Below are 12,458 nucleotides of genomic sequence, written 5' to 3' on the forward strand. Positions count from 1 at the left end.
CGAGGGCGGCGTTTTTGTCTCCCGGCTTGCGGGCTTACTTGACGCCGAGGCGAGCCTTCAGCGCGTCGATCACGCGGCGCACGCCGCCGGCGCCGCCCTGGGCGCGCACTTCCGAACCGGCGCCGCTGGCATTCACCGTGAGCACCACCGGGTGCTTGTTGCCGCCCTGCGTCGCCTGCGGGCCGCCCTCGATGGCCGCGTCGGCATTCTTGTCGCCGCCGCCGAACATGCGCTTGAAGAAGCCACGCTTCTGCTCCGGCGCGCCGGAGGTCGCGGCGATCTGGAAGGTATGGGTATCGTCGTCATGCGCCGTGACGGTGCCGACATCACCCACCGCGAGCACCTCGCCGATGCGCTTGTAGGCGGCGTCGGGGGCATCGCCCAGGATGAAGCCATCCGAGACCGGGGCGGCCGCCGGAGCGGTGCCCGAGGCGTTGTCCGCGCCGGAGCCGGCGTCCGGGATCACCAGGGCAGCACTGGTCGACGGGGTGTCGAGGCCCGGCGGAATCTCAAGCGGGGCTTCCTGCTTCGCCTTTTCCCACTGCTTCGTGGAGCGGAACGCGCCGCAGCCGGAAACGACCAGGACGGAAAGGAGCAGTGCCGGGACGACCAGCGCGTACGAGGTTTTCTTCATGAACTAAGGTTCCGTTTGGATCCGTTGAATGGGTGGGCGTCAGGCGGCAGTCGCCAATGGTGCCAGAGCCGAGAGCGTTTCGCGCACTTTTGCCAGCGCCGGGCCGGGTTCCAGCTCGACCAGCGGCAGCCGCGGCGCCGCCGAGCCCAGCCCCAGCAAGGCCAGTCCGGCCTTCACGGGGATCGGGTTCGGCGCGCAGTTCAGCGCGTCGATCAGGGGGGCCAGCCGCGCCGTGGCACTGGCCGTGCGTTCGGCGCTGCCCGAGCGGGCGGCGTCGCACAGTTCACGGAAAGGCCCCGGCACGAGGTTGGCCACCACCGAGATGGTGCCCGCAGCGCCGGCCAGCATGGCCTGGTGGGCCGAACCGTCGTCGCCGCTGAGGTAGACGAAATCCGGGCGGATAAGTTCCGCAAGGGCCTGGATCCGCTCCGCGTCGCCGCGGGCTTCCTTGATGCCAATGATGCCGGGGTGGTCGCGAAGGGCCGCCACGGTCTCCACGGCGATGTCGCTGCCGGTGCGCGGGGGCACGTTGTAAAGGATGACCGGCAGGCCGCCCTCGTCCGCCACCGCAAGAAAATGGCGGCGCATGCCTTCCTGGGTGGGGCGCACATAGAACGGCGCCACCACGAGGGCGGCATCCGCACCCAGCTCCTTCGCCAGGCGGGTGGTGGCAATGGTTTTCGCCGTGCCCGCCTCACCGGTGCCCGCGATGACCGGGATGCGTTTGTCGATGTGTTTCACCGCGAAGGCAAGCAGGCGCTTGAATTCGTCGTGCTCGAGGAAGTGCGACTCGCCCGTGGAGCCTGCGACCACCACGGCCTGCGTGCCGCCAGCCAGCTGCTGGTCGAGCAGGCGGCCGAAGGCGTTGAGATCCAGGGAACCGTCGGCGGCGAACGGCGTCGCCAATGCGGTGATGCTTCCGGAGATATCCAAGGTGAAACCCAATAAGGAACCAGCCCTTCGCATGTTACCGGGGCGTTTCCGGGGAGTCCATTCGCCGGCCAGGGCGCTTCGTGGTGTCTTGCTAGTGTCCGACGGCGCCCGCTAAGCTCGGGCCAACAGCGACGCCCCGCGCCCCGCGGGTCGCGCCATGGGTAGTGAAGGCCTTGAACCGTTCTGTAGCACGCAACGGCGCCACCGATAACCAGTTGCTCATCTCGACGCTGTCGCCGGCGCACCGCGCCCCTATCCTCGCCCTGGCCAAGCGCATCGCCGATTCCGGTTGCAACCTGGCCGATGCCCGGGTCTCCACCATCGGCAACGACACCTCCGTGATGCTGCTGGCCTCGGGCTCGTGGGATGCCGTCGCCAAGCTGGAAACGGCGCTGGGCAAGCTGTCGCGCGACGAGGAACTGCAGATCGTGCATTACCGCACGACGCCGCGCGAGCCGACCGCGCACCTCCTGCCATACCTGGTGGAAGTGATTGCCGCCGACCGTCCGGGCATCCTGGTCAAGATCATCGAATTCTTTTCACGCCGCGACATCAGCGTGGAACAGCTCTCGTCCATGCGCTACCAGGCCATGCAGACGGGTGCTGAAATGTTCCAGGCACAGATCACCATCGGCATTCCGGCCGAGACGCACATCGCCGCGTTGCGGGACGACTTCCTTGAACTGTGCGATGGGCTTAATCTCGATGCCATCATGGACCCCGTGAAATTCTGACCCAGGAAAAAAGCACATCGCATGATCGGTAAGGGTAAGAAGATTCCGAAACTCACGGGCACGCTCGGCGATGGTTCGACGCTGGCGCTGGCCTCCCTCTCCGGCAAGTGGGTGGTGGTGTTCTTCTACCCGAAGGACAACACGCCGGGATGCACCAACGAAGCGAAAGATTTTCGCGACCATTACGCACAGTTCCAGGCCCATAACGCCGAAGTCATCGGCGTCTCTCGCGACTCCGTGCGCTCGCACGCGAACTATGCGGCGAAGCACGAACTCCCCTTCCCCCTCGTTTCTGACGCCGACGAAGCCTGGTGCCAGGCCTTCGACGTCATCCACGAGAAAGTGCTGTACGGCAAGCGCTACATGGGTGTCGTGCGCAGTACTTTCCTGATCGACCCGGACGGCAAGCTGTTCGCGGAATGGCGCGGGGTGAAAATCCCGGGCCATGCGCAGGCTGTCCTTGAGAGTGTTCCCACCGCGTGACGGACACCGCGCCACGCGGCTCCTTCCCCCGGCCACGGCCGCGTAGCCGGGTTTTGCCACCTCCGCATGAGGTCACTTCCGCATGACCGGAAGCAAGCGCATCTACGCCCTCGACACCAACGTGCTGCTGCACGATCCGACCTCGTTGTTCCGCTTCGAGGAACACGATGTCTTCATACCGATGACGGTGCTGGAGGAACTGGACGACAAGAAGAAAGGCGGGTCCGAAGTTTCGCGCAATGCCCGCCAGGTAAGCCGCTTCATCAACGAGCTGATCGAACGCGGCGGCGTCGATGGATTGAAGCAAGGGCTGGAACTGGTCAACCCCCAGGGCGTCAAGCTCAAGCGCGGCGCGGTGGGCCGCCTGTACTTCCAGCAACGCGCCAGCCATGGCAATGGCAAGGCCGACAACCAGATCCTGTCATCGGTGATCGACCTGCGCGACCAGTTCCCGGACCGCCCGGTCATCCTGGTCACGAAGGACATCAACCTCCGCATCAAGGGTTCGATTTACGGCATCACCGCGGAAGACTACGAGAACGACCGCGCGCTCGATGATTTCGCCCTGCTGTTCACCGGCTCGGACGAGCTGCCGGAGGATTTCTGGACACGCCATCCGGAGATCCGCTCGTGGAACGAACGCGGCCGCACCTTCTATGAAGTGGACGTGCGCGAGGACGAGCACTGGTATCCGAACGAATGCCTGTACATGCCGGGCGAGAACGACGTGGAGCTCCGCGTCCTCGAGCTGACCGGCCCGGAAGACGCACAGCGGGCAAAGCTCGTGCTGCTTGATGACCACACCCACGCCGCGCATGGCGTATGGGGCATCGCCGCGCGCAATCGCGAACAGAACTTCGCCATGAACCTGCTCATGGACCCGGACGTGGATTTCGTCACGTTGCTGGGCACGGCGGGCACCGGCAAGACCCTGCTCGCGCTGGCCGCCGGCCTGGCCCAGGTCATGGACCAGCAGCGTTACCGCGAAATCATCATGACCCGCGCGACGGTATCGGTGGGCGAAGACATCGGCTTCCTCCCCGGTACGGAAGAGGAAAAGATGACGCCGTGGATGGGCGCGCTCACCGATAACCTGGAAGTGCTCGCCAATCCCGAGGAAGGCGGATCGTGGGGCCGGCAGGCCACCAACGACCTGCTCGCCTCCCGCGTGAAGATCCGCTCGCTGAATTTCATGCGCGGCCGCACCTTCCTCAGCCGTTACCTCATCATCGACGAGGCGCAGAACCTCACGCCGAAGCAGATGAAGACGCTGATCACCCGTGCCGGCCCCGGCACGAAGATCGTGTGCCTGGGTAACGTGGAGCAGATCGATACGCCGTACCTCACGGAGACCACCTCGGGCCTTACCTACGCCGTGGACCGCTTCAAGATGTGGGCCCATTCCGGCCACATCACGCTGAAGCGTGGCGAGCGCTCGCGACTGGCCGATTTCGCCTCCGAAGCCTTGTGACGAAGGCGAAACCCAACACCCTCACCATCGCCGGATCCGATTCCGGCGGTGGTGCGGGGATCCAGGCCGACCTGAAAACCTTCCGCGCGCTGGGCACGCATGGGCTCAGCGCGATCACGGCGGTGACCTCTCAGAACACCCGCGGCGTCACGGCCGTGCACACCGTGCCTTTGGCCCATGTGCGCAGCCAGATCGAAGCGGTCTTCGCGGATTTCCCCGTGGCCGGCGTGAAGACCGGCATGCTCGGCAGCGCCGCCATCACGCGCCTGGTGGCGAAGGAGCTGGCCGCGCGACAGCCTGCCTGGCTGGTCGTCGATCCGGTGATGATCGCCACCAGCGGCGCGCGCCTGCTGGACGAGAACGCACTGGACGCGCTGACCACCCGCCTCATTCCGCTCGCCGACATCCTCACGCCCAACCTTCCCGAGGCCGAAGCCTTGCTGGGCCGGCGCATCGGCAAGGCGTTCGACGAGGCCGGTGCGGACCTGCTCGCACTCGGCGCGCGTGGCGTCCTGCTGAAAGGCGGCCACGCAGGCGGACGCGAGATCGTCGATCGCTACTACGATGCCCATGGCGTGCTGGCGTTTCGCCACCCCCGGCTGCCGTTCGAGGGCCATGGCAGCGGCTGCACCCTCGCCTCGGCGGTGACCGCGCAGCTGGCACGGGGCAAATCGCCGCATGCGGCGGTCCGCGCGGCCATTTCGTGGCTGGACAAGGCGTTCCGCGGTGCCTGGCGGCCCGGCGGCGGGGCCGTGCACGTGCTGGCGCACTGACGCCGGAGTATCCTATGCGCGTTGATACAGGCCCCGGCGGGCCTCATGTATCGCCCGTCCATTCGAGTCCAACCCAATGAATCTCCTCGGGCCCCGCTTCATCGTCCTGTACGTGCTGATCCTCTTCACGCTGTGCGTGTTGCTGGTGCACCTGCGCGGCCGCTCGCGCCTGCGCTTTGACCGCCAGCTGGTCGACCACTCGGCGATCTTCGCGCCGTACAACCTGCTGATGTACGCCTTTTCGGCCGTACCGGCCCGCCCGATCCTCGACCGCAGCGGCTTCCCGCAGCTCGACCTGCTGCAGAACAACTGGCAAAAGATCCGCGAAGAAGCGATGCACCTGTTCGACGAGGGCTTTATCCGTTCGGCGGAGAAGCACAACGACGCGTCGTTCAACTCGTTCTTCAAGCAGGGCTGGAAGCGCTTTTACCTGAAGTGGTACGGCGAGCCGCTCGCCTCCGCCGAAGCGCTGTGCCCGGAAACGGTCAAGCTGCTCAACTCGATCCCCAGCGTGAAGGCGGCCATGTTCGCGCTGCTGCCGCCGGGCAGCCGGCTTAACCCGCACCGCGATCCGTTTGCCGGCTCGCTGCGTTACCACCTTGGCCTGATTACCCCGAACTCCGACGACTGCCGCATCTTCGTCGACGGTGAAATGCACGCGTGGCGCGACGGCAAGGACGTCGTGTTCGACGAAACCTACGTGCACTGGGCGGAAAACCGGACCAACGAAACCCGCGTCATCCTGTTCGCCGACGTGGAACGCCCCCTGAAGTCCGGCCTGATGACAGCGATCAACAAGCGGGTCGGCGCCTTCATGGGCTCGATCACGGCGTCGCCGAACGACGACAACGGCAACGAGCAGGTGGGCTTCGTCAATCGCATGTTCGCCCTGAACCAGCGCGGCCGCGCCCGCACGCGCAAGTTCAAGAAGGCCAACCCGAAACTGTTCCGGGTGCTCAAGTACATCGGCATCGTCCTGATGGTCTGGCTGGTGTTCCTGGCGCCCTACCCCTTCTTCCGGGGTTAAAAAAGCTTTCACACGTGCCGGGCCCGGACAGGACCATACTCCAGCCGGGGTGAGCCTGGACGGAGAGAAGGGCATGAAAAGGTATGGCCGGTTAGTCGCTTTACTGCTTCCCACGGCGGGCATGGCCGCAACGCCACCACCGCCGCCGGACCTGGGGCCGCTGGTTGCCCGCCTCGTGGACGACACCACGAAGGACTCCGTCAGCCAGGCACGCGCCTTCCGGTTGTTGATGGGCCTCGGCAGGCCCGCCGTGCCTTACGTCATCGCCCACCTGGGTGACAGCCGCAAACTGGCGGAACAATCGATCTGGGTGCAGGCCCCTACCGGCCGCTCTGACACGCAGTATCACCCGTGGTATGTCCACGACGGCCTGCTGGCCGTGCTGAAGGAACTGACGGGTTACTCGCGCGCGCCTCTCACAGGCCACTTGTTGCCGTCACAGCGGGCGAAGAGCACGCGTAAGTGGGTGGCCTACTGCGTGGATCGTTACCCGGCGCAGGCTGCGGTTTGCCAGAGCGCACTGCAGAACAGCGACATCGGCCATGGCGCGGGGCCGCAAGTGGCCGACGCCAGGTAAGGACCGGTTCGCCATTGGCATAAAAAAAGCCCGGCATGTGCCGGGCTTTTTCGCCAACGCTGAAACCAAAGCGATTACGCCGTGGCCTTGATCCGCTCGACAATCGCGTCGCCGAAGGTATCGGTCGTGCCGGTGCCACCCACGTCCGGCGTGGTGCGGTCGCGCGCGTTCATCACGTCGCTGATCGCCTTGCGCAGGCGGGTCGCCTTCGACACCATCTCCAGATGGTCCAGCATGTCCGCGGCGGCCAGCAGCAGTGCGCACGGGTTAGCCTTCTTCTGGCCCGCGATATCCGGGGCCGAACCGTGCACGGCTTCGAAGATCGCCGCGTCCTTGCCGATGTTCGCACCCGGGGCCAGGCCCAGGCCGCCGACGAGGCCGGCGCACAGATCCGACAGGATGTCGCCGAACAGGTTGGTGGTCACGATCACGTCGAACTGGTACGGGTTCATCACCAGCTGCATGCAGGCGTTGTCGACGATCATTTCCTGGAACTCGAGGTCCGGGAAATCCTTCGCCACTTCACGCGCCACGTCCAGGAACAGGCCCGACGAGGTCTTCATGATGTTGGCCTTGTGCACGGCCGTGACCTTCTTGCGACCCTTCGTGCGGGCCATTTCGAAGCCGTAGCGGCAGATGCGCTCCATGCCCGGGCGGGTGTTGCGGATGACCGAGACGGCCACTTCTTCCGCACCGCTGCCTTCGCGGGTCTGGCCTTCGGCCATGTACGCGCCCATGGTGTTTTCACGCACCGTGATGATGTCGATGTTCTCGTAGCGCGCCTTGGTGCCCGGGAAGCTGATCGCCGGGCGCACGTTCGCGTACAGGTCGAACTTGCGGCGCAGGGTCACGTTGATCGAGGTGAAGCCACCGCCGATCGGGGTGGTGAGCGGACCCTTGAGTGCGACGGTGTGCTTGGCAATCGCATCGATCGTGGCCTGCGGCAGCAGGTCGCCGTGCTTCTCGAGGGCGACCATGCCGGCGTCCACGTAGTCGTAGGCCAGGCCGCAGTCCAGGGCGTCGAGGACGCGGATGGTCGCGTCCATGATCTCGGGGCCGATGCCGTCGCCGGGGATCACGGCAATGGTTTTGCTCATGGGGGGTAACTCCTGGAAGGAAGCGGGTCGAAGACGCACTCAAAACGTGCGCTGGGGAAGAAAAATCGCCCAATTATCGGCGATTTCGCCCGCTTCCATCAAGGATGCCGCGCGAGGCGGCGGCCACTCAGGCGTTGGCGTGGTCCGCGCAGGCGGCCGCATCGGCCTCGGTCTCACCTTCCAGCGAGTCCAGGAAGTCCACGGCGCGGCGCAGGTGGGGGATAACGATGGAGCCACCGACCACCAGGCCCACGCTGAACACCTCGAAGAACTCGTCGCGGTTCACGCCGGCTTCCTTGCACTGGGCCACGTGGTAGCTGATGCAGTCGTCGCAGCGCAGGACCATGGACGCGACCAGGCCCAGCATCTCCTTGGTCTTCACATCCAGCGCGCCCTCGCGGTACGTCTGGGTGTCCAGGGCGAAGAAGCGGCGCACCACCTGGTTGTCTTCACCCAGGATCCGCTCGTTCATGCGCTTGCGGAAGGCGGTGAATTCCTCGACGCGGGTCTTGTCGGTGGCCATCAGTGCGCCGCCTCGAGGATCTCGGCCAGGCGGCCGCTACGGTCCGCAGCGGCCAGGTCGTCGAAGCCACCCACGTGGGTGCCGTTGATGAAGATCTGCGGCACCGTGCGGCGCCCCCCGCTCTTTTCGAGCATGGCATCACGCTGGGCCGGATCCATGTCGATGCGCACCTCGTTCCATGCCAGGCCCTTGGCCTTGAGCAGGTTCTTGGCGGCCACGCAGTACGGGCATACCGCGGTCGAATAGATGGTGATGTCGGGGGTGCTCATGGAACCGTGTCTCCAAAGACTTGATGACCGCGATATGGCGGCCTTGCGCCTATTCTACAACCCCGCGAACCCCCGCCGGGCCCCGTGGTCCAAGCCCTGCCCGGCCCCGTGATGGTATCGTCTTCACACTTATGCGCCTGCCCTTTCCCCGCCTCTCGCTCGTCGCCGCCATGGCCGCCGTCACCTTCGTGGCAGGCGCCCAGGACGCCGTCCGCCTGCCCGACCTGGGCAGCTCGGCCAACGCCCTGATCAGCCCCCGGGAGGCCGACGATTACGGCGCCCAGATGCTGCGGCAGATGCACGCCCTGGACCTGACCCTGGACGATGCCCTGCTCGACCAGTACATCAACGACCTCGGCTACCGGCTGGTGGCGTGGAGCGACCGGCCGAAGGACCACTTCCAGTTCTTCATCGTCCGCGATACGCAGATCAACGCCTTCGCCGCCCCCGGCGGCTACATCGGCGTGAATGCCGGCCTGATCAACATCACCCAGAACGAAAGCGAACTGGCCGGCGTGATCGCCCACGAAATTGGCCATATCACCCAGAACCACCTGTACCGCGCGTTCGAGGCATCGAAGAAGGATGCGCCGCTGCTGGCCCTCGTGCTGCTGGGTGCCATCGCCGCGGGTGCGGGCGGCGCCGGCGGTGATGCCGCCGCGGGCGTGCTGCTGGGTGGCCAGGGCCTGTTGCTGCAGCGGCAGATCAACTTCACCCGCAAGGATGAAATCGAAGCCGACCGCGTCGGCATCCAGACCCTGTCCAACGCCGGGTTCGACCCGGAGGCCATGGCCGATTTCTTCGGCCGCATGCAGGACACCCTGCGCGTGGGCGAAGGCGAAGACGCCCTGCCCGCGCTGCTGCAGACGCATCCGGTCACCCTGGACCGCATCAGCGAAGCCCGCGCCCGGGCGCGCACGCTGGAAGCCAGCATGAAGAACCGGCCCAAGCTACCCACGCTGGACAAGGCCAACTGGGAAAAAAGCACCGCGCCGGTCATCTATGTCAAGGACCCGACGACGCTGGTGAGCACCGGCCAGGCCGTCGCGAAGGACAGTGCGGGTGACACCTACGCGCTGATGCGCGAGCGGGTACGCGTGCTCTCGGGCGACGCGGGCAAGCTGGCGTCGTACTACGCCACCAACCTCAAGCGGAAAGACTTCGACACGGCCGCCAATCGCTACGGCTATGCCGTGGCGCTGATCCGTACCAACCACGGCGCCCAGGCCGTCGACCAGATCCAGCCGCTGCTCGCCACCCAGCCCGCCAGCGTGGTGCTGCGCCTGGCCATGGCCGATGCGTACATGGACGCCGGCCGCTCCGGCGACGCCATGGCCATCTACAAGGCACTGCACGAGAACTCGCCGCGCAACGTGGCCGTGGCCCTGGGCTACGCCAAGGCGCTGGCCGGCACCGGCAACCGGGGGAGCGCCCAGCAGGCCGCCGCGCTGCTGAAGCCGATGCTCGACAACAGCGACGACCCGGAGATCTACCGGACCTACGCCCAGGCCACCGAGCGCGCGGGCGACAGCGTCCGCTCCGCCGAGGCCTACGCGGACAGTGCGTACCTCGCGGGCCGGCCGTTCGACGCCATGGAGCAGCTGCGCCGCCTGCTCAAGCGCGACGACCTGGATTATTACCAGCGCTCACGGATCCAGTCCCGGATTGCCGATTTGACGCCATTGTTGCTGGAATTGCGCAAGCGCCGGGTCGCCACGGATGACAATCCGGACGGCCGCACCCAGCAGTAGCCTCCCGCGAATGTGACCGTTGTCATTGCCCTGTAACACGCGACGGCTGCAATATGACGGTCACAGCCAACGAGCGGCCCCAAGCGTGCACAAACGCATTCTTATCGTGGAAGACGAAGCTTCGATTCGCGACATGGTCGCTTTCGCGCTTCGCAAGGCGGGCATGGACGCGGCACACGCCGCTGACGCCCGCGCCGCACAAATGGCTATCTCCGAGCGCGTACCGGACCTGATCCTGCTCGACTGGATGCTCCCGGGCACCAGCGGCCTGGAACTGGCCCGCCGCCTGCGTCGCGAGGAGTTGTCCCGCGAAATCCCCATCATCATGCTCACCGCCCGCGGCGAGGAGATGGACCGGGTGAACGGCCTGGAGGCCGGCGTGGACGATTACGTCATCAAGCCCTTCTCCACCCGCGAGCTCATCGCCCGGATCAAGGCGGTGCTCCGCCGCAGCCAGGGTGACGACGGTTCGGGCGTGGTGGAGCTGGGTGGCCTGCGCATCGATGGCCCCGCCCATCGCGTGTTCGCCGGCGACGACGCGGTGCCCATCGGCCCCACGGAATACCGCCTGCTGTTCTTCTTCATGACCCATCCGGAGCGCGTCTACTCGCGTGCCCAGTTGCTGGACCATGTATGGGGCGGCAGCGTGTACGTCGAAGAACGCACGGTGGACGTGCATATCCGCCGCCTGCGCAAGACGCTGGAGCCGTGGAAGCTCGACGACATGGTGCAGACCGTGCGCGGCGCGGGCTACCGCTTCTCCGCCAACACCTAGGCTAACGCGGGCTCGTCGCGTTATGGTGCCCTCCACCAGACCGCCGGCTAACCCGCTATGCCACCCCGTTTCCTGACTTCCTGGCGAATGCCCGTGACCTGTGCCGCCCTGCTCATCGCGGGTGGCGCAGCGGGCGCGCTTGCAGGTTCGACGCTGGCCGGCGTCACCGTTGTCTCGCTGGTCGAAATCGTCGTACTGCTGTCGCTGTTCCGTCACAAGTCCGGGCCAATGTTGCAAACGCCTGCAACACCCCACCCAGAATATGACCGTCTCATGACCCGCACCCGCCGAATTGCCTCCCGCCTGCGTGACCTGCGCAGCGCGGCCGGCTCACTCCCCGATGGCGTCGTCCTGCTGGACCATTCGCAGCACATCCGCTGGTTCAACCATGCGGCGGAGGAACTGCTCGGCCTGAAGGGTCCGCGCGACCGCGGTCGTTTCCTGAGCGAAGCCCTGAAGAACAGCGAGCTGGCGGGATGGCTGGAAGAAGGTGCGCGTGAGCCACTCACCGATGCCGCCGCCCCGGGCCATCCGAACCGGCACATCACCGCCACCCTGCTTCCCTTTGGCAGCCGCCAGCGCCTGCTGCTGGCGCGCGACACCAGCCACCTGACGCGGCTGGAACAGATCCGCCGCGACTTCGTGGCCAACGTGTCGCACGAGCTGCGCACGCCGCTGACGGTCATCCACGGTTACCTCGAGCTGCTTGACCCGGAAGATGTCCCTGAGCTGGCGCCGGTACTGGACGAAATGCGCGCGCAGTCCAAGCGCATGGGCCAGATCGTCGAAGACCTGCTGACCCTCTCGCGCCTGGAGACCCAGGACCACCTGGTGGAAGAGCACGTGCCGATGGCACCGCTGCTGGCCTCGCTGCGCAAGGAAGCCGAAGCCCTGAGCCAGGGTCGGCACACGGTGTCGCTGGATGTCGCCACCAGCGCCGACCTGCTCGGCTCGATCAAGGACCTGCACAGCGCCTTCGGCAACCTCGTCAGCAACGCCGTGCGCTATACCCCGACCGGCGGCAAGATCGCCATTCGCTGGGCACCGTTCGACGGCGGCGCGCGCTTCTCGGTGCAGGATTCCGGCTTCGGCATCCCGGCGGCGCATATCGCCCGCCTGACCGAACGTTTCTACCGTGTCTCGTCCAGCCGCTCGCGCGATTCCGGCGGCACGGGCCTGGGCCTGTCCATCGTCAAGCACGTGCTGAACCTGCACCAGGCCCGCCTCGCCATCGAGAGCGAGCCGGGCAAGGGCTCCACGTTCGCCTGCGTGTTCGGCAGCGACCGCCTGCTCGACGGCAGCCGCCTGCACGACGTGGCCGGCGCGCCCGCCTGAACACATGGCAGCCCGTGGCCGACAAGGTGCTGCGCTGCCCCTTTCCGCGGTGGCCGGCGATGGTCCAACATCGGCG

At 66.3% G+C, this 12,458-nt stretch carries 14 protein-coding genes; 9 read left to right on the plus strand and 5 right to left on the minus strand.

The genetic code is table 11. The features are described from left to right. Positions 1–34 precede the first annotated feature (34 nt). Entirely contained in the window at positions 35–634 is a 600-nt protein-coding gene (locus FIV34_RS13905) for a hypothetical protein (RefSeq protein WP_139983727.1), read from the minus strand. Between the two features lie 39 nt (positions 635–673). Next, positions 674–1,567 (minus strand): 4-hydroxy-tetrahydrodipicolinate synthase, encoded by an 894-nt coding sequence (dapA, locus tag FIV34_RS13910; protein ID WP_139983729.1) that lies wholly within the window; start codon positions 1,565–1,567, stop codon positions 674–676. Positions 1,568–1,731: 164 nt separating this feature from the next. Between dapA and FIV34_RS13915 the strand changes: the two genes are divergently transcribed. From FIV34_RS13915 to FIV34_RS13940, 6 genes are all read left to right on the plus strand, one after another. Continuing rightward, the gene (locus FIV34_RS13915; RefSeq protein WP_139983731.1) at positions 1,732–2,301 is read left to right on the plus strand and encodes a glycine cleavage system transcriptional repressor; all 570 of its coding nucleotides are present in this window, start codon (positions 1,732–1,734) and stop codon (positions 2,299–2,301) included. Positions 2,302–2,322: 21 nt separating this feature from the next. Then, on the plus strand, positions 2,323–2,784 hold the full coding sequence (locus tag FIV34_RS13920; RefSeq protein ID WP_139983733.1) for a peroxiredoxin: 462 nt from the start codon (positions 2,323–2,325) through the stop codon (positions 2,782–2,784). Between the two features lie 82 nt (positions 2,785–2,866). After that, the gene (locus tag FIV34_RS13925) at positions 2,867–4,255 is read left to right on the plus strand and encodes a PhoH family protein (protein ID WP_139983735.1); all 1,389 of its coding nucleotides are present in this window, start codon (positions 2,867–2,869) and stop codon (positions 4,253–4,255) included. After that, positions 4,252–5,028, plus strand: coding sequence for a bifunctional hydroxymethylpyrimidine kinase/phosphomethylpyrimidine kinase (gene thiD / locus FIV34_RS13930; RefSeq protein WP_139983737.1), 777 nt, complete (start codon positions 4,252–4,254; stop codon positions 5,026–5,028). The genes FIV34_RS13925 and thiD overlap by 4 nt, the downstream gene beginning before the upstream one ends. Positions 5,029–5,128: 100 nt before the next feature. Beyond that, positions 5,129–6,055, plus strand: coding sequence for an aspartyl/asparaginyl beta-hydroxylase domain-containing protein (locus FIV34_RS13935; RefSeq protein ID WP_281286846.1), 927 nt, complete (start codon positions 5,129–5,131; stop codon positions 6,053–6,055). A gap of 73 nt (positions 6,056–6,128) precedes the next feature. Next, on the plus strand, positions 6,129–6,632 hold the full coding sequence (locus FIV34_RS13940) for a hypothetical protein (protein ID WP_139983742.1): 504 nt from the start codon (positions 6,129–6,131) through the stop codon (positions 6,630–6,632). A 74-nt stretch (positions 6,633–6,706) separates the two neighbouring features. On the opposite strand, the gene FIV34_RS13945 is transcribed toward FIV34_RS13940, so the two are convergent. The 3 genes from FIV34_RS13945 to grxC form a co-directional block, all read right to left on the minus strand. Next, a complete protein-coding gene (locus FIV34_RS13945; protein ID WP_139983744.1) occupies positions 6,707–7,729 on the minus strand; it encodes an isocitrate dehydrogenase in 1,023 nt (340 codons plus the stop codon). A 127-nt stretch (positions 7,730–7,856) separates the two neighbouring features. After that, a complete protein-coding gene (locus FIV34_RS13950) occupies positions 7,857–8,252 on the minus strand; it encodes a carboxymuconolactone decarboxylase family protein (RefSeq protein WP_139983746.1) in 396 nt (131 codons plus the stop codon). Further along, positions 8,252–8,521, minus strand: coding sequence for a glutaredoxin 3 (grxC, locus tag FIV34_RS13955; RefSeq protein ID WP_139983748.1), 270 nt, complete (start codon positions 8,519–8,521; stop codon positions 8,252–8,254). The genes FIV34_RS13950 and grxC overlap by 1 nt, the downstream gene beginning before the upstream one ends. 131 nt (positions 8,522–8,652) lie before the next feature. Between grxC and FIV34_RS13960 the strand changes: the two genes are divergently transcribed. The 3 genes from FIV34_RS13960 to phoR all read left to right on the plus strand — a co-directional run bounded on the left by FIV34_RS13960 (position 8,653) and on the right by phoR (position 12,382). Next, positions 8,653–10,272 (plus strand): M48 family metalloprotease, encoded by a 1,620-nt coding sequence (locus FIV34_RS13960; RefSeq protein WP_139983750.1) that lies wholly within the window; start codon positions 8,653–8,655, stop codon positions 10,270–10,272. An 85-nt stretch (positions 10,273–10,357) separates the two neighbouring features. Next, complete coding sequence (gene phoB, locus FIV34_RS13965) at positions 10,358–11,047, plus strand: phosphate regulon transcriptional regulator PhoB (RefSeq protein WP_045827901.1); 690 nt, start codon at positions 10,358–10,360, stop codon at positions 11,045–11,047. A gap of 87 nt (positions 11,048–11,134) precedes the next feature. Then, positions 11,135–12,382 (plus strand): phosphate regulon sensor histidine kinase PhoR, encoded by a 1,248-nt coding sequence (phoR, locus tag FIV34_RS13970; RefSeq protein ID WP_342777356.1) that lies wholly within the window; start codon positions 11,135–11,137, stop codon positions 12,380–12,382. Positions 12,383–12,458 lie beyond the last annotated feature (76 nt).

The sequence above is a fragment of the Luteibacter pinisoli genome (assembly GCF_006385595.1).
Taxonomy (GTDB): Bacteria; Pseudomonadota; Gammaproteobacteria; order Xanthomonadales; family Rhodanobacteraceae; genus Luteibacter; species Luteibacter pinisoli.

Coding starts and splice junctions, on each gene's coding strand:
- FIV34_RS13945 (WP_139983744.1), bottom strand. CDS start 7,729: ATGAGCAAAACCATTGCCGTGATCCCCGGCGACGGCATCGGCCCCGAG.
- FIV34_RS13960 (WP_139983750.1), top strand. CDS start 8,653: ATGCGCCTGCCCTTTCCCCGCCTCTCGCTCGTCGCCGCCATGGCCGCC.
- FIV34_RS13925 (WP_139983735.1), top strand. CDS start 2,867: ATGACCGGAAGCAAGCGCATCTACGCCCTCGACACCAACGTGCTGCTG.
- grxC (WP_139983748.1), bottom strand. CDS start 8,521: ATGAGCACCCCCGACATCACCATCTATTCGACCGCGGTATGCCCGTAC.
- FIV34_RS13950 (WP_139983746.1), bottom strand. CDS start 8,252: ATGGCCACCGACAAGACCCGCGTCGAGGAATTCACCGCCTTCCGCAAG.
- FIV34_RS13905 (WP_139983727.1), bottom strand. CDS start 634: ATGAAGAAAACCTCGTACGCGCTGGTCGTCCCGGCACTGCTCCTTTCC.
- phoR (WP_342777356.1), top strand. CDS start 11,135: ATGCCCGTGACCTGTGCCGCCCTGCTCATCGCGGGTGGCGCAGCGGGC.
- FIV34_RS13940 (WP_139983742.1), top strand. CDS start 6,129: ATGAAAAGGTATGGCCGGTTAGTCGCTTTACTGCTTCCCACGGCGGGC.
- FIV34_RS13920 (WP_139983733.1), top strand. CDS start 2,323: ATGATCGGTAAGGGTAAGAAGATTCCGAAACTCACGGGCACGCTCGGC.